This is a genomic window from Paenibacillus validus NBRC 15382 (assembly GCF_004000985.1).
Taxonomy (GTDB): domain Bacteria; phylum Bacillota; class Bacilli; order Paenibacillales; family NBRC-103111; genus Paenibacillus_G; species Paenibacillus_G validus.
Genome location: NZ_BIMH01000012.1, coordinates 61,775 through 83,211, shown reverse-complemented (window position 1 = coordinate 83,211; position 21,437 = coordinate 61,775). Strand labels below are relative to the sequence as shown.

Sequence of the window (21,437 nt, the reverse complement as noted above, 5' to 3'; positions counted from 1 at the left end):
AGTATGGAAGGCGATTTATTGGTAGGCTTATTAAAATTGATCCTCATCAACATCGTATTGAGCGGTGATAATGCGGTAGTGATTGCGCTTGCCTGCCGTGCGTTGCCTGCGCACCAACAGAAACGTGCGATCTTCTGGGGAAGCTTCGGTGCGATCGGTTTGCGGATCATCCTGACGTTTGTGGCGGTTTGGCTGCTTGCCATTCCTTATGTGCAAGTGCTTGGGGGACTTTTGCTGCTCTACATTGCGGTCAAGCTGGTGAAAGGCGAAGGAGAAGAAGAGCATCTGAAATCGGGAAATACCATAGCCGAAGCGATTAAGACGATTATGATCGCCGATCTGGTTATGAGCCTGGATAATGTGCTTGCTGTCGCGGGAGCGGCGGGAGGCAACGTGCTCCTGATCGCCCTGGGGCTTACCATCAGTATCCCGTTGATTATTTGGGGCAGTCAGCTTCTCATGACGCTGATGACCCGTTTCCCGATTATTGTCTGGTTTGGAGCCGGCCTGCTCGGTTATACGGCAGGGGAAATGATGCTGACGGATAAAGCGGTGGGACACTGGTTCGAAACGTATTTCCATGCTGGACATTACATCATTCCGATCGTGCTGGCTATTGTCGTTGTGATTGCCGGCAAACTGCTCGGCAAGAAAAAAGAAGATGGCGAAGGGAACGCTACATCGGCCGCTTCCTGATCGCCCTGCTTTCGGCCGTTACCCAATGGCCGGATTCGGCTAACAAGCCCGAAATGCCTCAGAGCAGGCATTTCGGGCTTTTGCATGAAATAATGAATTGTTTTTTCGGATAAATTCGTTTAGAATCAGGTTATCATTATTTTTGCCAACGTTGGCAAAAATGCAAGCCGCCAGCTTGCATCATGAAAACTTTATGTTTTAGGAGGAACCCACAGCATGAATATTGCATTATGTCACTTTCGTGTCGGGGAGACCGACGGCGTTTCCTTGGAAATGGAAAAATGGAAGAAGGTTCTCGAGGAATTGGGTCATCGGGTGTATCTGTTAGCCGGAAGTTTGGGAGAAGAAGAAGGGATTGTGCTCGAAGAGCTGCACTATCAGCACCCGGTCAACAACAAATTCGTCGCCAACGCCTACGACCGGCTCTCGGATTATCCCGATGCCGAGGCATTCCGGGAGGATGTACTGGCGTTTGCGGCCCGGATCGAGGAAGCGCTGTGCCGTGCGATTGACGAATACAAGCTGGATATGCTGGTGCCCAACAATATTTGGTCGTTAGGCTGGGGGCTGCCTGCAGGGATTGCTTTCGCGGAAGTCGCGCGCAAGAGGAACATCGCCTGCATCGCGCACAATCATGATTTCCATTGGGAGCGGACAAGGTACAGCAATCCGACCGATGCCTGCATCTCAGACTGGCTGGAGCAATATTTTCCGCCGAAGCTTCCGAATGTCAAGCAAGTCGTGATTAATAAAATCGCTCAAGAGGAGCTGCTGAAGCGCACCGGACAACCGTCGACAGTCGTGCCTAACGTATTCGACTTTACCGCTCCTGCCTGGACGCTCGACGATTACAACGGCGATTTTCGCAAGGTGATCGGCGTGAAAGATAACGACATCCTTTTCCTGCAGGCAACCCGGATCGCCGAACGGAAAGCGATTGAGCTTGCGATTGATTTGGCGGCAGAGGTCGGTAAGCCGGACAATATGAAGCTGTTGAAAGAAAGCCCGCTTTATGACGGGAGAATGCTCGGGGATGACGGGGAAATCGTGCTTGTGCTCGCAGGTCTTCAGGAAGCCTCGGCAGCGTACGTGGAAGGCTTGAACCGAAGAGCCGAGAGGCAGAAGGTGAAGCTGCTGTATATTAACGAATGGATCGAAGCGACCCGCGTTACCAGAAACGGCAAGAAGCTTTACTCGTTGTGGGACGCTTACGTGCATGCGGACTTTATCACGTACCCGAGTGTTTTGGAAGGCTGGGGCAACCAGTTCCTCGAAGGCCTGTATGCGAAGAAGCCGATGGCCGTATACGAATATCCGGTATATGGAACAGACATTAAGCCATGCGGGTTTCACATCGTTTCCTTGGGCAGCGAGCATACGGTAGACGAAGAAGGATTGGTCCATGTGGAAAGCAAAGTGATGGAGGCGGCCGGCCGGGAAGTGCTCCGTTATTTACAGGATGGCGAATTCCGCAGTGCCCGCATGGAACATAACTTTCGATTAGGGGAAGAGCGTTATTCCTACGATGCGCTGAAGCAAATTTTGGCCGGACTTTTTAAAACGCCGGTTTCAAAAAGCTAGATATTGACACCCCGAGCGAGAACGGTTACAATTATAAATGCCAACGATGGCATAAACTAGATTCGAGTAAGGGACCCTAAATGAAAACGCAAACAATCAAAGATGTGGCAAAGCTGGCAGGCGTGTCTATTCGAACCGTTTCCCGCGTCATTAACGAAGATCCCCATGTGAAGGCGGAAACGAGAGAGAAAATCCTCAAGGTGGTCGCAGAAACCGGCTTTAAAGCCAACATGCTGGCCAAAAGCCTGAGGGAGAAGAAGACAAACACCTTGATTGCTTTCGTAGATCAGCATAGCGGACGGTTTTGGGGCGCTTTTCATAATGAAATTCTGCAGAAGATGATGAAGGAAGCGCACCGGATGGATTACCGTCTGATTATTTCCTCTTCATCGGCCGAGAGCTATGAGGAGAACGAGAACGACGGATTTTATCTATTGAAGCACGGCATGGCTGACGGTGCGGTCATGTTCGACACCAAAGAAAAAGATAAACGGGTGGAGTATTTGCGGGAACGACAAATCCCATTCGTTATTCTGGGAAAAGACATGGATCATTTCGACACCTCCTATGTGGATTTGGACAATGTGTCCGCCGGTTACCTGGCCGCCCAATATTTGGCCTCGAAGGGCCGCAGGAACATCCTGTTCTTGCTGGGCCATGCGGATTACATCGTGAATCAGGAACGGGCGCAAGGAATCAGCCGCTATTTCTCCGCACATCAAGAACAGGCGATCGAGTGGAACATTCTGTACGATGTGTCGAGCATTGAATCGGCTTATCTGCGGACGAAGGAGGCGCTGGCCTTGCCGCAGCATCCGGACGCCATTTTTATCTCCGGCGATGAAAGGGCTATCGGCGTATACCGCGCGGTTTACGAGCAAGGACTGCGCATTCCGGAGCAGGTTGCCGTACTCGGCATCGATAAGACCGAGATGGGGGAATTTTATCATCCTCCGATCACGACCATCGACCAGTCGATTACATCCATGGCTCAGACGGTCATGCAGCTCCTGGTCAAGCAGCTTGACGGGGCTGAAAAAAACGGCACGCGTGTGCTGATCTCACCGATGATTTGCGAAAGACAGTCGACCTAAATTTTTTTAGATAAAAATGCCAACGTTGGCAAAGGTGCTGATGATTGGATTTTTATATAAAAGTACCTAAAAAGGGGAGAGTTACCTCATATGAACAAATGGCCAAAAGTTGTAGTCGCTGGCACGCTCGCTATTTCACTGACCGCTTGCGGGTCCGCCAAACCGGAATCGGCTAATACCGCAGGAGAGCAAGCGCAAGCGGAGCCGGGTAAAACGACCCAAATCCGCATGCAGATCGCATGGGCAAGCGATTCGCCGCGCGGCAAAGCGATTCGCGTCATCCTGGACGAGTTCGAGAAGAAAAACCAGGATGTTAAAGTTGAACTGCTCGGCAGCGCCCAAAACGGTCAAAAGCTGTTGACTCAAATTTTGAGCGGAGATGCTCCGGAAGTCATGCAGATCGCTTACCGCGACGTTCGCGGTCTTGCGCCGCAAGGAGCGTACCTTGATCTGTCGAAGGATTTGAATGCGGAGAAGGACAACTACTATCAGCAGCTTTGGGATTTGGGGACTTGGGACGGCAAGCTTTACGGCTTTCCATGGCTCGGACATTCCGTTCAGTTAATTTATAATAAGACGTTGTTCGACAAAGCCGGTATTAAAAATCCGCCGAAAACGTGGGATGAGCTTTATGACGCCGCCAAGAAATTGACCGTCGATACGAACGGTGACGGCAAACCGGATCAATATGGCATCGGACTCGTCGGGAAGCAAGTTTACGATATTACCTGGATGGTCAATATGTTCATGAATCAAGCCGGAGCGAACATTGTCAAAGATGACGGCAAGGGCAATTATCAGGTCGGCTTGAACTCTCCTGAGGGCAAGAAGGCATTGGAATTTTATACGAAGCTCGTCAAAGAAGTATCGCCTCCGGATACAGTGAATAAAGACGGCGGGGCTGTTATGGCCGATTTCCGCAACCAGGTGGTGGCTATGCAATTCCAAGGACCATGGGGGGTTCCCGATGCTTGGAAGGCGGCCAACAAATTTGAAGTCGCAACGGCCGAAGTGCCGGCCGGACCTGCAGGCAAAGCAGCCGATATCGGACCTTACATGCTTTCCGTGCCGACGGGCGTGAAAGGCGACAAGCTGTCCGCTTCCGTGAAGCTGATCAAGTTCCTGGGCTCTAAAGAAGGACAGGAGCTGGTAATGAAGGGGGAAAAAGCCGACGACGGCAACTTCTACCCGTTCCGCGTGCCGATTCGCAAAGACCTTTACGACTTGCCTTATTTTAAAGAGCATCCGGAATTCCTCGTCTTTATCAAAGGCCTGGAATACCCGAGCATATCGACGCCGGTTCCACAGTGGGCTCAAGTGGAGGCGGAAGTCTATCAAAGCGTACTGAACCAGGTTGTTTCCGGCGCCATCACGGCCGAACAAGGCTTGAAAACGCTCGAAGAAAAAGGCAACGCCATTTTAAAAGCGAAGTAAGTCCATCCAGTAATCAAGTCAGGACAGAGCACCTAACCAGCTAGGTGCTCTGCTTGCCTAAGGAGGCAAAACATGAAAAAAAGAATCCGCAGCAGGATCGGAGACTGGACCAGCTATGTGTTTATTTTGCCTTCGGTCATCATTCTCGGACTTTTTTTGATCTATCCGATCATCTGGTCCTTTATCGCCAGCTTTAAGGATATTAAGCCCATTACGCTGAAAAATTCAGGGCTTTTCGAAATTCCCGGCGCCTTTGTCGGATTCGATCAGTATGCAAGGGTTTTGCAGAATGAGCTGTTTATTAAAGCGCTTGTAAATACCGTTTATTTCAGCATTATTTTCATTCCGGTTACGATGTTCGCCTCGGCGTGCCTGGCACTTCTTCTTAACCAGAAATTAAAAGGGGTCAATCTGGTCCGCACCGTTTTCTTTATTCCTTATATTTTATCGGTAGTCAGCGCCAGCTTGATTTTCATGTTTCTCTTTAACGGGGACCGCGGTTTAATCAATGCGCTGTTGAACTTGTTCGGCATCTCGGGTCCGAATTGGCTGGCCAGCACGGTTTGGGCCATGCCGGTCATTGCCATCATGACCTGCTGGAAAAAAATCGGCTATTTCATGCTGATTTATTTGGCCGGTCTGCAAAATATTCCGAAAGATTTGTATGAAGCGGCCGATGTTGACGGGGTCACGCCTTTTCAACGGCTGCGTTTAATCACATGGCCTCTTCTCGGCCGCATCTCGTTAGTCGTGTTCATCCTGTTGCTGATCGATTCGCTCAATGTGTTTCAGGAAATCTACATCATGACCGGCGGAGGACCTGCCGATTCGACGACGACTGTACCGTTCCTCATTTATAATGAGGCGTTCAAATATTACAGGATCGGATCTTCCGCAGCGATGTCCTATATTTTGTTCTTCCTGGTGCTCATCATCACGATCGTTCAGAAAAAAATAGTCGACAAACGGTTAGGATAGGAGGGGGAAACGATGAAAAAAAATTGGCTGTCTTCGATCGTGCTTTGGGCTTTAGGCCTGATCTTTTTTCTGCCGCTTTACTGGTTGTTCGTGTCCAGTTTGAAAAGCGACTCGGAAATTACGCGGTTTCCTCCGACATTTTGGCCGGAACATCTCGAATGGAGCAATTACCCTGAAATCTGGGAAGCGCTGAAATTCGGCACGACGTTCATGAACTCGATGATCGTGACCATTTCCACGACCGCACTCATCGTGATATTTACCAGTATGGCCGGCTACGCTTTTGCCAAGAAGCAATTTTTCGGCAAAAATGTGCTGTTCATCGCCTTGATCGCCACCATGACCGTTCCACCGACGGTGCTGCTGCTGCCGCTCTATTTCATCATTACGAAGATGGGGATATACGACAGTCTGATCAGCTTGATCGTGCCTTTCAGCGTAACGGTGTTCGGGATCTTTTTCACGAAGCAGTACATTGACGATGTGCCTACGGAAATGCTGGAAGCCGCGAGAATCGACGGCAGCGGGGAGTTCCGCCTGTTTTATCAGATCGTGCTTCCTCTTATTAAACCGGCAATCATTACTTTGATCATTGTCGAGTTTGTGCATAACTGGAATTCCTTTACAATGCCTCTCGTGCTGCTTCAATCCGAAGACAAATTCACGATTCCGCTGCGGCTCGCCCTATTGGCGCAGGAGAGCATCGCGATTCCATGGTCGCGGATTTTGGCCGCGAACGTACTTTCGCTGATTCCGGTGCTGATTTTATTCCTCAGCGTACAGAAGCAATTTGTCAAAGGCCTGATGGCCGGAGCCGTGAAAGGCTAATGAAGGGAGAATTCCAATGCGTAAAATTCAAGCCAAGCAGCTCGGAGACATCTTTTACGAAATGACGTATGTCAAAGGGAGCTTGCGCAACGATTATTCGGGCGGGGTGTGTATCGGATTCAGATTTAATCTGGACAATCCTCCGCTCGCCCTTGGCGGCATGGCTATCGACTTCAAGCTGCTGCTGGACGGGAACGAAATGAGTCCGGACAAAGTCTGGATTATGCAAGATCAGCACGGCCGCAATGCGGGAACGATATCTGAAGCGGAGCCGTTCACGTTCGAGGTCGGGGCGGCTACGGAGTGGTCGGTGCTGTATCCCGGCGGTCTGACGCCGGGCGAGCATACGCTCGTTATCGTGACCGAGCAGTACGCGTTCGGGAAAATTTATTCCCGGTTTACGATTAAGGATCAAGTCGCGGATATCCAAGAGCCTTGTCTGACCAAAACGGGTCCGTTTGACCGTCCGCTCGCGTTATCCAACGATACTTCGTTTACGGTCTTGAACTGGGCAGGCGATCTGTCGGCCGATTGGAACTGGTGGGGACTCGTCACGGATAACGGCGGCTTGTACAGTCCTCCGGCGAGGTACATCCGTCATTTGAAGTGGCAGCTGCGTAAAGGGGAGGGGCAGGAAGCTTATCCGTTGGTCCGCTTCACGGAGCGCGCGAACCATCTGCCCGGCAGACTCGAGGCGTTCAGCCGATTCGACCGGTTGACTGTGGACCGCAAGGTGTTCATGTCGCCCGCGGACGCGGCGGTGCTTACCCGGTTCACTTTAACGAACCACGGGGACGGGACCGAGACGTTCGAGCTCATCGCCGATGTGGAAGCGATGCTGGTGCCGTACGGACTGCTCGGCGTGAAGGCGAAACAGTTTAAGTTTCGTCAAACCGAAGGAAAATTAATCATGGAAAACCCGCAGCTGCCGTATGTTGCCGTTATTGCCTGCGATGCCGGCTGCACAGCATCGTTCGGCAGCGAATATCAAGGCGCGGACCCTCGCGTTCAGCTCCGGATTCCATGCGAAATCGCGCCCCATTCGTCGCTGACGGTAACGGTTGTGCTGACCGGCGACCCGGAGCATGAAGCGGCAGCCGTAGAAACCGCAACGCGATGCTTAACTCAGGCCGGAGAGCTGTTCGTTCAGACGGCCGGGTCTTATCGGGATTACCTGCAGGAAACCGCCGCGGCTTATACGGGAGACGATGAGCTGGACAGGGCCTTTGATTTTGCCAAGCTTGCCCTGAAGCTGTTGAAATTCAATCATCCGGAAATCGGGATCGGCATTTGTGCGGGCTTTCCCCGTTTCCCGAACTACTGGAGCAGGGATTCGGCGTGGACGGCGTTCGCTTATTTGGCTATCGGGGATGTCGAGTTTGTTAAAGAGGTTTTATTAAACTTCATCTCCCTGCAGCTGAAAGAGGATCGCCCCGGCGCGATGGCAGGGGATATGCCTACCGTGATCAGCGGACCGGGCTTCATGCATCAAACCTCCTGGGGAGGCTCGGCGGAAGGCGTCCTGCTGCAGGCGATATTATTCCGCGAATATGTTCAAGCCGCGAAGGATACGGAATTTGCGCGCGCTTATTTTCCAAGCTTGCTTGAATCGGTGAACTGGGCTCTGCGCTGCGACCGTGACGGGGACGGATTTCTGGAGCACGGCATCGTCGGCGACGTATCCACCTCGCAGGCGTTCACGATTCCGGATACGCAATGGATGGACCATATCGACCGGAGAAAGAGCGGCAACGATGTGCAAGGTTTGTATTGGCATGCGCTCCGTTCCGCTTCGGACGTCGCCCATTTGATCGGGGAGACGGAGTTTGCCCTCAAGTGGCGCACCCTGGCGGATCAGGTGGAGCAGCAGTACGAGGATGCGTTCTGGTACGAAGACGGAGCGTATTACTACGACCGGCTGTTGGAAGACGGCACGCCCGACCCTACGCTGCGCCCCAATTATGCCGTCAACTTGATGTTCTCCACGTTAGCCGATCCCGATCGGGTGAAGGCGTCATTGGAGAAGCTCGAAGCGGCGGAGGTGACGACGCCGTTCGGCGTCCGGACAAGAAGTGCGGCTGATGAAGGAAACGGGTACGATCCGTCCAGCTATCAGGAAGGCGCTGTCTGGAATTTGACGACCGGCTGGGTAGCCTTGGCCGAATTTAACGCGGGACGCCCGGAGCAAGGCGTCGCCTTCCTGCGGATGATCGCATCGCGGATTCTGGATGAAATGGGCATGGCTGCCGAGCTGTATCGCGCGAACAGGCCGGAGCCGCTTAACGGTTGCTTTCTGCAGGCTTGGTCCGTAGGTATGTATGTCTGGTGCTTGATGCGCTATCATCGTGAAATATCCCGTTTCATTCAATCTGAATCGAATCGCTGATCCCGAACGGTTTTGCTCACGCAGACAGACGGGGTAAAGGTAAAGCCGACTTGAATTTTCAAGCGGCTTTTACCTATTTGTACGCAATAGGCGGAATGTCATTCGTCTTTATGGCTTCTCTCCAGCCTGACTCTTACGGAATCCAGGCCCAGTCAAGTCTGCGTGCCTGAGGCATGTGCGATGCATACGACTCAAAGGCATGAACAGCCGCTTTGGCAACCTCCACATCATTAGCGACCGTACTGCCGCTGACACCGACGGCGCCGACGATCCTTCCTTCTCTTACAAGCGGAATTCCACCTCCGAACACAACCACCCGGCCATGATTAGTCGTATTGATCCCGTACAGTTCCGCATGAGGGGCTGCCAAATGGGCCAGATGTGAAGTTGGCATTCGCATCGCAACGGCGGTCCATGCCTTATTTTGCGCGATGTCGATACTGGCCAGCCAGGCATCGTCCATCCGGTGACAAGCGGTGAAATTGCCGCCTTCATCGACGATCGCGATCACTTGCGAAATTCGAAGCTCTTTTGCTTTCTGTTCCGCAGCTTTTATCACATGTTTCGCAGTCTCGAGCGTCATGCTTTTCATTTGTTTATCGCTCCTTTAAACCTTGTTCGCCCTGCAAATGGTTCTGATACGCATTTCGGATTCCCTGTATTATATGGGCGACCGGCGGCTTTAGGTGTCTCGCAATTTGTAATCGTTCCGAGATCCAAATTATATTTTTTTTGCATGTGCCGCATAGAAGAACGGCCAGTTTTGTTACCCGGCACAAAAATAGTATTTTTAATGATGAAAGCATAATAAAGTCGCCTCCATGGTTTATACTAATGATGACGCTTTCATGTTTTCAAAGAAATGGCTAACCATATCGACGAAGGGGAATGATCCATGACAATGACGACCGCCACCACAGTGCCGTTGATGAGTTTTAACGAAATAAATGTGATTTATAATCAAGGACAGCCGAATCAGGTTCATGCGCTGAAAGATGTGTCGGGTACAATCCGGGAAGGGGAATTCATTTCGATCATCGGCCCGAGCGGGTGCGGAAAATCGACCCTGCTGCATACGTTGGACGGCTTGATTCGTCCTGTTTCCGGAAGCGTATCCATTAACGGTCGGCCGATTGAAAGTCCGGGCGGAGAGAAGGCGATGGTGTTTCAGGATTTCGCGCTGATGCCCTGGCATACGGTATTTCAGAATGTGGCCTTCGGCTTGCGTTTAGCCGGAAAAAACAATAAAGACGTGAAAGATCACGTGATGCACTATATTCGCATGGTCGGACTCGACGGCTTCGAGCATAAATATCCGCACCAGCTGTCCGGGGGCATGAAGCAGAGGGTGGGCATCGCCAGGGCGTTCGCGGTGGAACCGAAAATTTTGCTGATGGATGAGCCGTTCTCCGCCATCGACGAGCAAACCCGGGAGATCATGCAGGAAGAAGTGCTCAAGATGCTGCAGCATGAGAAGAAAACGGTTATTTTCATCACCCACTCGATTGACGAGGCCGTATTCTTATCCAACCGCGTGTTTCTGATGTCGGTGCGGCCGGGTCGGATCATCGATGACCTGACCATCGACATTCCGTACCCAAGGACGCTCGAAACGAAGCTTCTGCCGGAGTACCAGGAATATAAATCGATCATATGGAATCATCTCAAAGGCGAAGTTACCCGTCAGTATCAGAAAGGAGAAGCATAACATGGCAAAAACAGCAACCATTCAACCATCCCTGACCTCTGCCCCTCGGAAAAAGGCAAAGCTGCCCCCGTCCGTCACCTATCCGGTCGTCACGATTGGCATCATCTTCGTGATCTGGGAGATCGTCGGGCAGCTGGGAGGCATCGATCCCTTTATGTTCAGCTGGCCGAGCAAAATTTTGGAGCAAACATGGGCGTTCATCGCTAACGGCTCGGTGTTCGGGCATTTGGCAATCAGCGCCGTCGAGGTTGGCATCGGATTTGGGATGGCGCTCATCGGTATTCCCATCGGGTTGATCCTCGGCTACTGGCGTAAAATCGAGTATGCATTCGATCCGATCATCACCGCGCTTTACACGACGCCCGTTGTGGCGCTGACGCCGCTGTTTGTTTTATGGTTCGGATTGGAGACGCTTTCGAAAATTATGATGGTGTTTACGATGGCGATCTTCCCGATCCTGATCAATACGATGGCCGGGGTGAAAACGACGGATCCGTCGCTGATCAAGGCCGCACGCTCCTATGGGGCCAACTCGTACCAAATGTTTCGCGAGGTCATATTTCCTTCGACCTTATCTTATATCGTCACCGGTATTCGTCTGGCTATCGGTCGCGCCTTGATCGCGGTCGTTGTGGCGGAAATGCTTGCCGCCAACAAAGGCATCGGCTACGCCATCCGGCATGCCTCCGAGCTGTTCCGGACTTCCGAATATTTAGGGTATGTCGGCGTATTGATGGTCTTGTCCGTTTTATTGACGCAGCTGTTGAAATATGTAGAACGATGGATCGCCCCATGGCGAAACCATTAATATATTATAGGGGGAACGAAAGAAATGAAGAGCCTGACACGAAATGATTTGAAAAGTTCATTAAAAGGGGCAGCGAAGCACTCGCTGAAGCTTATTGCCTGTACTTCACTGTTACTGGCCGTTGTCGGATGCGGGGGTAAGGCGGCCAATGTGCCGGCGGCTGAAGGGAATGCCGGTGGCCAAGGCGCTCCTGCGACTGTGAAGATGAAGCCGGATCAGCTGACCACGATCAAGATGGCGCTGCCTTCGAAGAACATGAGCTACCTCCCGATTTACGTGGCTCAGAAGAAAGAATTCTATAAGAAAAACAATTTGGAGATCAACCTCGAATATGTGAAGGGCGGCGTACTCGCGCTAAGGGGGCTTCAAACCGGGGAATATCCGATCATCTCTTCGCTGCCGGAGTCGATCATTACCGGAGTGGCGGAAGGCGCGAACGTCAAGCTGATCGGCACGCTGGACGACAAGTCGATGTATTCGATTTTTGTGGCTAAAGACATCAAAAAGCCTGAGGATTTGAAAGGGAAGTCGGCGGCCAGCAACGTGCCGGGTAACGGAACCGACATTCAACTCCAGTATTGGCTGAAGAAGAACGGGCTCGAGCCGAATAAGGACGTACGCCTCATTAACTCCGGTGAAAATGCGGGCCGTTTGCAAGCGCTGCAAACCGGGCAAGCGTCTGTAACCATTCTGAGCCAGCCGACCGATTTGAAGGCCGATGAATTAGGCTTTGTCCGATTGTCCTTAATGCGGGATGAACTGACCACCTATAATCACAACATGCTGGCAGCAAACGGAGACCTGATTAAAGACAAACCGGAAGTCGTCTACGCTTTCATGGCGGGTCAGGCCGAGGCCGTCAAGTATATCAAGGATAGCGCCAACCGCGAAGAGGTGCTGGCGATCGCCATGGCGGAGCTGGGCATGAGCAAGGCCGAAGCGGAGAAATCGCTCGATTTCGTGCTGCCGGGCCTCGCGGACAAGGGCAAGATGAATATCGAAGGCATGAAATGGGCGATCGATACCGTCAAGGCAACCGGGGCGCTTTCCAAAGATGTGAGCCTCGATAAAGTAGTGGATGAACGGTTTTATGCCAAATAATGGCGAAGGGCGTCCGTGCTGAACGGACGCCTTTTTTTAGTGGGAGCGGCATGTGAAAACGCAAACTTTTTTGGCGCTTGTTCATCATAGAAGAACTCAAGATTTTAGGCGGAAAAGCCAGCATTTATACTTAAGTTAACGGGTAACCTCATCTATGAACTCAAGGGAGAGATGGACATGTTAAAAAGAGAAGATAACGAGAAGCTGTGCCGGGTGAGTCCGGGGACGCCGATGAACGAGCTGTTCCGGCGTTATTGGATTCCTGCCGTCTTAAGCGAAGAGCTGCCGGGCCCGGATTGTCCGCCGGTTCGCGTCCGGTTGTTGGGCGAGGATTTGGTCGCATTCCGCGATACGAACGGTACGATCGGGCTGCTCGATGCCTACTGTCCTCACCGCCGGGCGCATCTGTTCTGGGGACGCAATGAGGAATGCGGGCTTCGCTGCGTATACCACGGCTGGAAGTTCGATACGAACGGTCAATGCACGGATACGCCGAACGAGCCGCCGACTAGTGATTTTAAACATAGCGTCAAATTGAAGTCTTATCCTACCTATGAGAAGGCCGGCATTGTTTGGACCTACATGGGACCGAAGGAGCTGCAGCCGGGCTACCCGGATTACGAATGGATGCGGGCGCCGGAAAATTTCCGCAACGTCTCGAAAACATTCGAAGCTTGTAACTGGCTTCAGGCGCTTGAGGGAGGCATCGATACGTCCCACTCCTCGTTCGCCCACAACAATAACATTGCCGATAAGAACGCGCTCCGGTCCAGAGCTACCGCGCCGAAGCTTGAAGTGGTCAAAACCGACTACGGCTTTAAATATGCCGGCATCCGCGATTTGAAAGAGGACGGAAACTATGTAAGGGCTTACCAGTTCATTATGCCCGCACAGCAGATGAGGGGGGCCATGGTGCGCTGGACCGACGGCCAAATGGAGAAATTCCCGTCCATCGCGGGACATATTTGGGTGCCGATCGACGACTCCAACGTATGGGTGTACAACTTTATTTATTCGTCGGACGTTAACATTCCGTTTACTCCCGAATTTGTGGAGAAGCATGAAACGGATTTCGGGCGCGGCAAAGCAGATATGCTGCCGGGCTACAAATTGGTACGCAATCCTTCCAACGATTTCCTCATTGACCGCGAGGTGCAAAGAACCAAAACGTTCACCGGCATCGCCGGAATCAACACTCAGGACTACGCCCTGCAGGAAACGATGGAGCTGCCGTTCTGCGACCGCACCAGGGAAAAGCTGGGCACCGCCGACACCGCGATCATCGTGGCGCGCCAGCTGCTGCTCGAGGCGATGAAAGACATCGAGGCGGGCAAAGTACCGCGTGGCGTAGATCCAAGCACGTACAACATGGTCAGAGGCTGCGACAAGTTTTTGCCTAAAGGCGTGGATTGGAAGGAAGGGCTGCTTGAGGATATGACAGCCAAGTTTTAAACCGTAACTCGTCCGTTTCACGCCGAATCTCAGCGCGCTTGAGGTTCGGCGCCTTTCATTTCGCATACTGGAGGAGAGACTATGGTAGCACCCGATTCTGAAACGTTAAAGCAAAATTTGGCGCTAGGTATCCGAATGCTTGAACGAGCCGAGATTATCGATTACAACGGACATGGCAGCGTACGCATTCCCGGCACCGATCACATCCTTATCAATTCGGGCCCGTGTGCGCGGAACGCTCTGACGGCCCGGGACATCGTCACGATCGATAGCGGCGGCAGACAGCTGGATGGGCATGATGCTCCTCCGATGGAAATGCACATTCATCTGGAAATTTATAAACGAAGACCCGACGTGCAGGCGGTTATTCACGCTCATCCGAATTGGTCGACCTATTTCAGCATGACCGGGGTCCCGATCAGACCCGTGTTCCCTCAGGCGGCGCTGTTAGGTTCAATACCGGTATTTGATTGCATCGATTCCGTGAATACGCCGGAGCTGGGAAGTCGTTTGGCCCACGAGCTTGGGGAAAGCCGGGCCGTTCTGCTGAAGTCCCATGGCAGCGTCATCGCCGGTTCAACGCTTGAGGAAACGTTCGCGCTGTGCATTTATTTGGAGGAGAACGCCAAACGACAGTACAGGGCTCAAGCTTTGGGCATGCCTTATGTGTTAAACGAGCAGGAAATCGAGGACTGTGTCCGCAATTTGGCGAGGCCCGGCCTGTACCGCAAAGTTTGGGATTATTATCAGGCCAGGTTGCGGATGTAAATCGTTCATTTGTTCCGTCTACGGGAACATCCCGTATCTAAATATGCAGCTCATGCGGTAATGTTAAGGCATAGAACAATCCTGATACAAACTTCAGTTACCGGAAGAGAGGAGAAGCCATGATGGCGATTCAAAAAGAACTACGGGGCAAAACGGTGGCCGTGCTCGGCTACAGCGAAGACGGGGCCGATTATGCGAAGCATCTGAGGGAACAAGGCGTGAAAGTCGTCATTGGCTTGCGCGAGGTGGATACGATGTGGCCTCAGGCCGAACGGGACGGGTTCCGCGTGATGAATCTCTGGAATGCGGTGGGAGCTTCCGACATTATTCAAGTTTGGTGACATTAGGGAGGGGTTGGCCTTGCGTGAAGCGGTTGACTCATCGTCGCCGAGATCCATGAAAGAGATGTGGCTGATCACAATCGGCCACGGATTAACCCATTGGTATCCGGCCACCTTTTATTTACTGCTCCCCATCATTGGGAAAGAACTGGGGCTCAGCTATACCGAAACCGGCATGATCATTACGTTTCAATATTTGGCAAGCACGATCGCCAACGTGCCGGGAGGCATGCTGGTCGATACGATCGGCAAGAAAGGTCTTCTGATGGCATTGTCGCTCTTCTGGGTCGGCATTCCCTACTTGTTTATGAATTTTACGACCACGTATTGGATGCTGCTTCTTTGCGTTACGCTGGTCGGCATCGGCAACAACCTTTGGCACCCGACCGCGATCCCTACGCTCGCGCAGTGGTACCCGGAACGGAGGGGCTTCGTGCTTTCGGTTCACGGCATGGCGGCCAATGTGGGCGACGCGCTCGCGCCGCTTGCGATAGGCGCTCTGCTGGCCGTGTTTACGTGGAGGCAGATCGTGGTCATCAATATCGTTCCCGGCATTACGATGGCGCTGCTCATTGTCATCCTGCTGCGGAATTTGCAGTCGGGCTCCAGAAAGAATCAGGAAGCGGCCGGAGAAGAGAAGGAAGGGCAGACGCTTAAGGAATATGTGAGCGGGCTGAAGGGATTGTTTCGAAACCGCAGCCTGGCGCTCATTTCAACCAGCTCGGCCTTTCGCTCGATGACGCAAAACGCGCTGCTGACGTTTCTCCCGCTATATTTGGCGCATGAATTGAATTACCCGCCGTTGTGGGTCGGCGCAGGCTTGTTTCTGCTGCAGATGGGAGGCTTTATCGCCGCTCCGATTTCGGGCCATTTGTCCGACAAGTGGGGACGCAAAAAAGTACTGACGGCCAGCATGGCGATGACGGCAGTCATTCTGATCCTGATGACGGCTATGGGGAAATCCCCGCTGTTCATCGGTTTAATCGCGGTTCTCGGTTTCTTTATGTACGCGGTCCGTCCCGTGATCCAGGCTTGGCTGATGGAATCGTCACCCAAGCATATGGCCGGCACCAGCGTAGGCATCCTGTTCGGCATGCAGTCGGTCGGCCAATCGATCTCCCCTTTGCTTGGCGGCATGATTTCCGACAAGTACGGTTTGTTCGCCGCTTTCTATTTCGTGGCGGGCACGATCGTCATCGCGAATCTGCTCATTGTGTTTATGCCCAGGCAGGAACGATCGCTAGACGGCAACGAGTCGATCTCCGCCTAGATTCGAGAGCGTTTACAAGACACTGACCTATACGCAAATCAATAAGGAGGATTTCCACATGAATAAACTGAACTTAAGCTTCGCCTGCTGGGATTACGACCGCGTCCAGGCGTTAATCGACGGTTCCGTCCGTCCCAACGGCATTGAACTGAACTTTCTCAAAATGCCGGTGGAAGAAACCTTTTTCCGTATGATGCGCCACCAGGAATTCGATGTATCCGAGCTGTCGGCGTCGTCCTATTTAATCGCAAGGGACCGGGGCTTTCCGAATTTTACAGCGATTCCGGTGTTCCCGTCGCGGTTTTTCCGGCATTCGGGCATTTATGTGAACGTGGATTCGGGGATTCGCCGCCCGGAGGATTTAAAGGGCATGCGGATCGGTATTCCCGAATATCAATTGACCGCTTGTGTATGGATCCGGGGATTTCTGCAGCATGAATACGGCGTACATCCGTCCGAGGTGGAATGGTTCTTCGGCGGTCAGGAGACACCGGGCCGCGTCGAGAAGATCAAGCTGGAGCTGCCGGCCGACGTTAGACTTCAGCCGATCGGTCCGGAGCAGACGCTGAACCAGATGCTGGAGAACGGCGAACTGGACGCGTTCATTGCACCCCGCGCCCCGTCTTGTTTCTTGAACGGATCGCCGCGTGTGAACAGACTGTTTGAAGACTACGTCTCCGTGGAGAAGGCCTATTTCCAGAAAACAGGCATTTTCCCGATCATGCACGTCATAGCGATTCGCGACGAAATATTGGAGCGGCATCCGTGGGTCGCGCAAAACCTGTATCAGGCTTTTGTCGAGGCGAAAAATAAAGTGTACGAGGGCTTCAATCAAACCGCAGCCTTGAAGGTGACGCTGCCTTGGCTCGTATCGGAAATCGAGCAAACGAAGAAGCTGATGGGCGAGGATTTCTGGCCTTACGGATTACAGAACAATCGCGCCACTTTGGAAGCGCTCGTCAGCTATTCCTATGAGCAGGGGCTTATCAAGAACAAGCTTTCGGTCGAAGAGCTATTCGTGAAATCCGCCCTGGAGCAGTATACCATTTAGAAGAAGGAATGCGTGATGGCTGCCGGCTTGATCGGCATGGCTTCGAGCCGCAGCCGGATCCTCATGAAGATGCAGAAATGAGGTTGATCTCATGAAACGAACATCATTAGCGGCAGTCGCTACGGGCGTACAAACGACGGAGCTGCAGGAATTCAGCCTGCCTCCGCTTGCCGACGATTCCGGCTTGCTCCGCATTGAAACCGTAGGCGTGTGCGGCAGCGACGTGTCCTACTACAAAAAATTGCAATCCCCCCGTATTCTGGGCCATCACATCGTCGGGTTTATTGAACAGATCGGCGAAACGGCAGCTGCGCGTTGGGGCGTGAAGGCAGGGGACCGGGTCGCGCTGGAGGAATACATTCCATGCGGGCAATGTACCTTTTGCCGCACAGGCATGTACCGTTCCTGCAAAACGACGGACCCGAGGGCGGGGGGTATTCGTTACGGCTCCACCCCGGCAGACTTGAGTCCCTCTCTATGGGGCGGCTTCAGCGAATATATGTACCTGCACCCGAACTCGGTGCTGCACCCGATGCCTGCGCACGTTCCTCCGGAGGAGGCGGCGTTGACGCTGCCGTTGGCCAACGGATTCGAGTGGATGTCGCTGCAAGGCGGCGTAGGCCCGGGGAAAACGGTCGTCATTCAAGGGCCGGGCCAACAGGGGCTTGCCTGTACGCTTGCGGCGAAGGCTGCGGGGGCCGATTGTGTCATCGTCACTGGACGAACAACGAGCATGAAGCGGCTTGAGTTATCCAAGCGTTTGGGCGCGGATCATATCGTTAATATTCAAACCGAGGATTTGGAAACCCGCGTCCGCGAAATTACAGGCGGTAAAATGGCCGATGTCGTCATCGACGTCACATCCGGAGGCACGGAGCCGATCACTTCGTCCATAGCTATAGCCGGCCGGGGCAGTACGGTCTTGTTCGGAGCTTACAAGTATAGGAAGGTTCCCGAATTCGACATCGACATGATCGTCACCAAGACGCTGAAGCTTATAGGCGTGAGAGGCCACAGCTACCAATCGGTGAAAATGGCCGTCGATTTTATCGCTTCGGGGAAATTTCCGCTCAGCATCATGAATTCCCATGACTATCCTTTAGAGGAGACAGACATGGCGCTGAGAACGGCGGGCGGGGAAGGGGAGCCGAATCCGCTCCTCGTCACGGTATCGCCCGGTAAAGCCAGGTAACGTTCCGAAGCTGAACTTCTTGAAGGGCGGCGGCGTTACTCCTGCGTTCGGCCCGCCATAACAAACCGATGTAAACGAATAAAGCCCGCTGCTCCAAGTCCGGAGCGGCGGGCTTTATCCATTTACCATCGTCATAACGCGAAGGAACAACCGCCCTGAGGCATGGGCTCATGCCTCTTTGTTTGGTTCGGCCTGTTCCGGGGTCCCGGGCGCCCTGCGGAGCGGAAGCAGCGACACTGGATGAGAATACCAGGACCCGCATAGAAGCGTCAGTCCGCACACCCAAAACACCGGCAGCAGGCCGAACGTATGGCCGACGACACCGAGCATCAACGGGCCGGACAATTGCCACGAGCGGTTCAGCATGCTGCGCAGTCCGAGCACTTCGCCTTCCCTGCCCTTGGGGGTATATTGGATCAAATATACCCAGCTCAAGGGCTGAACGAGCCCCAGGCCGGCGCCGAGCAAGACCGCAGTCGCGCTAAGCAGCCACGGATGCTCAAGCATCGAAGTCGCTGTGAAGGCCGCTGCACCGGCGAGCAGCGCCGCCGCCATCAGTTTATCCCTGTCCACCCATTCCACCAGCTTGAATTGCAGTAGACGTACCGCAACGGAAGCGGCGGCTACGCAGGCGAGCACGGTGCCTGTCTGACTGGGAGAGAAGCCGTAACCGGCGGCAAGCACGGGGAAGTATGCGGTGAAGATGTCTTTGGAGTAGACGACAATTCCGCTGACCAGCACGCCCTTGCGGATATGGGGATCCTTCAGGAGAATCAACGTGTTTTTCTTTTCTTCCGTACGGGTGGATGCCGCGTCCCTCCGAGGCTCGGAATCCATCATGCGGACCAAGGCCAGCATCATGATTTGAATGACCAGCAGGACGAGGAAGGTGATCCGAATGCCTCCGTGCTCATACAGAAAGCCGCCCGTCAAGGGGGAGACAAAGTCAGCCGCCGCCGCAGTCGTGGTCATGCCGGTAACGGCCTTATCCCGGTTGCCGCCAACGATGGAGACGCGCTTTTGCGTCGCTGTGACGATACAGTTGTTCGAGAGCCCCATGCAAATTTGCGAAAATAGCAATCCGGCGAGGGTAGGCTGCCATAAAGGTACCGCCAACGCCGCAAGGACGCCTGTCCCTCCCCATAGCGTCAATGCTTTCGTGCCGAAGCGATCGGTCCACTTGCCGATGCGGATAGCCAGAATCAGCGGGAATGCGGCGAAGGCGGAAACGAGCAGCCCGATAAAAAATGTGGAAGCTCCCAGACTGTGGGCATGAATGGACACAATCGGCCTTGTGCCGCTAACTGCTAAGTTCGACAAGAAAAACGTCGCCAGCATCAGATAAAACTGGAATTTGCCGTTCATGACCGGTGATGCCGGATAACAACGGGAGCGGAAGAAGACACGGCCTTCACCTCGGTATCTAAAGAGTAGTACTCTTATCTTATCGTCATCAGGCAGAGGGAAACAATCCGGCTGTTCTGTTATGCGGAAATGAACATCCCGTAGTTCGGGCACTCTGGAGCGATAAGGGCTCAATTCAGATATCGACGTTCCTGCCCCGTCCGAGATAGGGAACAATAAAAAAACGGGACGGCGGAACCATCCCGTTAACTTAACTTAGCCGCTCCGTGATAAGCCGGCTGTACGTTTTCAATTCTTTGACATAATTTTGGATTTGCGCCGGATACAAATACGATTTGATCATGGCCAGGCTGATGGCTGCGATCACTTGCCCGGTATCGTTGTACACCGGAACCGCTATGGAGCATACGCTTTCGTTATATTCCGAGAGGCCGATCGCGTATCCGTTTTTGAGTACGTCGCGCAGATGCTCGGTGAGCGTCTGGCCGTCTGTAATCGTCTTGGGCGTGTGCCGGTACAGGCCTTGTTGAATGACCCGGTCGATCTCCTGCTCGGATTGGTTGGCTAGAAGCACCTTGCCCGAGGCGCTGCAGTAGCTGGGTATGCGCTTGCCTATTTTCGATACCGTTCCCTGGTGATAGTCGGGAACCATTTTACTCAAGAACACGATTTCCCCATGATCGTAAACAGCCAGGTGAACCGCCTCGCGAACGGTCGACATCAGCTTGTTTAACAGCGGATACGCGATGAGCCGCAATTCATTGCGATGATAAGCGGCGAAGCCAAGCTCAAATGCACCGATCCCCAAATGATATTTGTGGGTGTGCATATTTTTCTCCACAAGGTTATTCCCATACAGTGTGTTAACCAAACGGAAAATTGTACTTTTGGCAAGTCCTAACCGTTGACTTAATTCCGTTATGCCAAGTTCCTCATCTTCTAGAGTAAATTCACGCAAGATACGAATCGCATTGTAAACGGAAGACAGGGGTACTTGCTGTGCCAACGAAAACACCACCTTGAAGTATTTTACCGCCTGAAATGTATGCTCTTTACCTTCTATTATGACATACGAACGACGGGGGTGTAAACACTTTCATTCCACATTGAGGGGATAATTTGATAGTATCTTTTTCCATCAGCGCTCTGATTTTTCTCTCTTCCCGCACTTCTTTATCATAATTAACTAAAGGAAATCATGATAGGAAAGACAGGGTTCTGTTAACTACAGTATTGTCCAACGGGATGAATATGGTCGGTGTGCATCCTTTTGTACAGGAAATTGTAAAAGGATTGCCGTCATTGCGGTGGATGTTGCCCGTTGCCGTCGCTGAAGCGGGTAGAATTTCATGATTTCGGGCATCAAATTGACCAGAATTATGGA

General features: G+C 52.8%; 19 protein-coding genes. 16 read left to right on the top strand and 3 right to left on the bottom strand.

Going from position 1 to position 21,437, the window contains the following annotated elements:
• The first annotated feature begins 3 nt into the window (after nucleotides 1–3).
• The 7 genes from PVA01S_RS10860 (at nucleotide 4) to PVA01S_RS10830 (ending at nucleotide 8,997) form a co-directional block, all read left to right on the top strand.
• Entirely contained in the window at nucleotides 4–696 is a 693-nt protein-coding gene (locus PVA01S_RS10860) for a TerC family protein (RefSeq protein ID WP_127607522.1), read from the top strand.
• Nucleotides 697–912: 216 nt separating this feature from the next.
• The gene (locus PVA01S_RS10855; RefSeq protein WP_127607520.1) at nucleotides 913–2,277 is read left to right on the top strand and encodes a glycosyltransferase family 4 protein; all 1,365 of its coding nucleotides are present in this window, start codon (nucleotides 913–915) and stop codon (nucleotides 2,275–2,277) included.
• Nucleotides 2,278–2,357: 80 nt separating this feature from the next.
• Entirely contained in the window at nucleotides 2,358–3,371 is a 1,014-nt protein-coding gene (locus tag PVA01S_RS10850) for a LacI family DNA-binding transcriptional regulator (protein WP_127607518.1), read from the top strand.
• A gap of 90 nt (nucleotides 3,372–3,461) precedes the next feature.
• Nucleotides 3,462–4,805, top strand: a complete 1,344-nt coding sequence (locus tag PVA01S_RS10845) for an ABC transporter substrate-binding protein (protein ID WP_054795686.1) — start codon at nucleotides 3,462–3,464, stop codon at nucleotides 4,803–4,805.
• A gap of 72 nt (nucleotides 4,806–4,877) precedes the next feature.
• Complete coding sequence (locus PVA01S_RS10840) at nucleotides 4,878–5,783, top strand: carbohydrate ABC transporter permease (protein ID WP_127607516.1); 906 nt, start codon at nucleotides 4,878–4,880, stop codon at nucleotides 5,781–5,783.
• A gap of 12 nt (nucleotides 5,784–5,795) precedes the next feature.
• Entirely contained in the window at nucleotides 5,796–6,611 is an 816-nt protein-coding gene (locus PVA01S_RS10835) for a carbohydrate ABC transporter permease (RefSeq protein ID WP_127607514.1), read from the top strand.
• 16 nt (nucleotides 6,612–6,627) lie between these two features.
• Nucleotides 6,628–8,997 carry an amylo-alpha-1,6-glucosidase gene (locus tag PVA01S_RS10830; RefSeq protein WP_127607512.1) on the top strand — a complete coding sequence of 790 codons (2,370 nt, stop codon included), beginning with the start codon at nucleotides 6,628–6,630 and terminating at the stop codon, nucleotides 8,995–8,997.
• A 133-nt stretch (nucleotides 8,998–9,130) separates the two neighbouring features.
• Here the strand turns inward: PVA01S_RS10830 and PVA01S_RS10825 are convergent, their stop codons facing one another.
• Nucleotides 9,131–9,589, bottom strand: coding sequence for a GlcG/HbpS family heme-binding protein (locus PVA01S_RS10825; RefSeq protein ID WP_127607510.1), 459 nt, complete (start codon nucleotides 9,587–9,589; stop codon nucleotides 9,131–9,133).
• 303 nt (nucleotides 9,590–9,892) lie between these two features.
• Here PVA01S_RS10825 and PVA01S_RS10820 point away from each other — a divergent pair, with 303 nt between their 5' ends.
• From PVA01S_RS10820 to PVA01S_RS10780, 9 genes are all read left to right on the top strand, one after another.
• The gene (locus PVA01S_RS10820) at nucleotides 9,893–10,705 is read left to right on the top strand and encodes an ABC transporter ATP-binding protein (protein ID WP_230875904.1); all 813 of its coding nucleotides are present in this window, start codon (nucleotides 9,893–9,895) and stop codon (nucleotides 10,703–10,705) included.
• A gap of 1 nt (nucleotide 10,706) precedes the next feature.
• Complete coding sequence (locus PVA01S_RS10815; RefSeq protein WP_127607508.1) at nucleotides 10,707–11,513, top strand: ABC transporter permease; 807 nt, start codon at nucleotides 10,707–10,709, stop codon at nucleotides 11,511–11,513.
• 24 nt (nucleotides 11,514–11,537) lie between these two features.
• A complete protein-coding gene (locus PVA01S_RS10810; RefSeq protein ID WP_127607506.1) occupies nucleotides 11,538–12,614 on the top strand; it encodes an ABC transporter substrate-binding protein in 1,077 nt (358 codons plus the stop codon).
• A 177-nt stretch (nucleotides 12,615–12,791) separates the two neighbouring features.
• Complete coding sequence (locus tag PVA01S_RS10805) at nucleotides 12,792–14,066, top strand: Rieske 2Fe-2S domain-containing protein (protein ID WP_054795696.1); 1,275 nt, start codon at nucleotides 12,792–12,794, stop codon at nucleotides 14,064–14,066.
• Between the two features lie 81 nt (nucleotides 14,067–14,147).
• Nucleotides 14,148–14,834, top strand: a complete 687-nt coding sequence (locus PVA01S_RS10800; RefSeq protein WP_127607502.1) for a class II aldolase/adducin family protein — start codon at nucleotides 14,148–14,150, stop codon at nucleotides 14,832–14,834.
• Nucleotides 14,835–14,956: 122 nt separating this feature from the next.
• Nucleotides 14,957–15,175: a hypothetical protein gene (locus tag PVA01S_RS10795; RefSeq protein ID WP_164751796.1), complete on the top strand. Its 219-nt coding sequence runs from the start codon at nucleotides 14,957–14,959 to the stop codon at nucleotides 15,173–15,175.
• 19 nt (nucleotides 15,176–15,194) lie between these two features.
• Nucleotides 15,195–16,445, top strand: a complete 1,251-nt coding sequence (locus tag PVA01S_RS10790) for an MFS transporter (protein WP_218029635.1) — start codon at nucleotides 15,195–15,197, stop codon at nucleotides 16,443–16,445.
• A 58-nt stretch (nucleotides 16,446–16,503) separates the two neighbouring features.
• On the top strand, nucleotides 16,504–17,496 hold the full coding sequence (locus tag PVA01S_RS10785; RefSeq protein WP_054795698.1) for an ABC transporter substrate-binding protein: 993 nt from the start codon (nucleotides 16,504–16,506) through the stop codon (nucleotides 17,494–17,496).
• Nucleotides 17,497–17,587: 91 nt separating this feature from the next.
• Nucleotides 17,588–18,688 (top strand): zinc-dependent alcohol dehydrogenase, encoded by a 1,101-nt coding sequence (locus PVA01S_RS10780; RefSeq protein ID WP_127607496.1) that lies wholly within the window; start codon nucleotides 17,588–17,590, stop codon nucleotides 18,686–18,688.
• A 168-nt stretch (nucleotides 18,689–18,856) separates the two neighbouring features.
• Here the strand turns inward: PVA01S_RS10780 and PVA01S_RS10775 are convergent, their stop codons facing one another.
• Both PVA01S_RS10775 and PVA01S_RS10770 read right to left on the bottom strand, forming a co-directional pair.
• A complete protein-coding gene (locus PVA01S_RS10775; protein WP_127607494.1) occupies nucleotides 18,857–20,053 on the bottom strand; it encodes an MFS transporter in 1,197 nt (398 codons plus the stop codon).
• A gap of 250 nt (nucleotides 20,054–20,303) precedes the next feature.
• A complete protein-coding gene (locus PVA01S_RS10770; protein WP_127607492.1) occupies nucleotides 20,304–21,059 on the bottom strand; it encodes an IclR family transcriptional regulator in 756 nt (251 codons plus the stop codon).
• Between the last annotated feature and the right edge of the window lie 378 nt (nucleotides 21,060–21,437).

Bases quoted from the DNA above. Each gene is read 5' to 3' on its own strand.
- PVA01S_RS10860 (WP_127607522.1), top strand. From the start codon at position 4: ATGGAAGGCGATTTATTGGTAGGCTTATTAAAATTGATCCTCATCAAC.
- PVA01S_RS10855 (WP_127607520.1), top strand. From the start codon at position 913: ATGAATATTGCATTATGTCACTTTCGTGTCGGGGAGACCGACGGCGTT.
- PVA01S_RS10850 (WP_127607518.1), top strand. From the start codon at position 2,358: ATGAAAACGCAAACAATCAAAGATGTGGCAAAGCTGGCAGGCGTGTCT.
- PVA01S_RS10845 (WP_054795686.1), top strand. From the start codon at position 3,462: ATGAACAAATGGCCAAAAGTTGTAGTCGCTGGCACGCTCGCTATTTCA.
- PVA01S_RS10840 (WP_127607516.1), top strand. From the start codon at position 4,878: ATGAAAAAAAGAATCCGCAGCAGGATCGGAGACTGGACCAGCTATGTG.
- PVA01S_RS10835 (WP_127607514.1), top strand. From the start codon at position 5,796: ATGAAAAAAAATTGGCTGTCTTCGATCGTGCTTTGGGCTTTAGGCCTG.
- PVA01S_RS10830 (WP_127607512.1), top strand. From the start codon at position 6,628: ATGCGTAAAATTCAAGCCAAGCAGCTCGGAGACATCTTTTACGAAATG.
- PVA01S_RS10825 (WP_127607510.1), bottom strand. From the start codon at position 9,589: ATGAAAAGCATGACGCTCGAGACTGCGAAACATGTGATAAAAGCTGCG.
- PVA01S_RS10820 (WP_230875904.1), top strand. From the start codon at position 9,893: ATGACAATGACGACCGCCACCACAGTGCCGTTGATGAGTTTTAACGAA.
- PVA01S_RS10815 (WP_127607508.1), top strand. From the start codon at position 10,707: ATGGCAAAAACAGCAACCATTCAACCATCCCTGACCTCTGCCCCTCGG.
- PVA01S_RS10810 (WP_127607506.1), top strand. From the start codon at position 11,538: ATGAAGAGCCTGACACGAAATGATTTGAAAAGTTCATTAAAAGGGGCA.
- PVA01S_RS10805 (WP_054795696.1), top strand. From the start codon at position 12,792: ATGTTAAAAAGAGAAGATAACGAGAAGCTGTGCCGGGTGAGTCCGGGG.
- PVA01S_RS10800 (WP_127607502.1), top strand. From the start codon at position 14,148: ATGGTAGCACCCGATTCTGAAACGTTAAAGCAAAATTTGGCGCTAGGT.
- PVA01S_RS10795 (WP_164751796.1), top strand. From the start codon at position 14,957: ATGGCGATTCAAAAAGAACTACGGGGCAAAACGGTGGCCGTGCTCGGC.
- PVA01S_RS10785 (WP_054795698.1), top strand. From the start codon at position 16,504: ATGAATAAACTGAACTTAAGCTTCGCCTGCTGGGATTACGACCGCGTC.
- PVA01S_RS10780 (WP_127607496.1), top strand. From the start codon at position 17,588: ATGAAACGAACATCATTAGCGGCAGTCGCTACGGGCGTACAAACGACG.
- PVA01S_RS10775 (WP_127607494.1), bottom strand. From the start codon at position 20,053: ATGAACGGCAAATTCCAGTTTTATCTGATGCTGGCGACGTTTTTCTTG.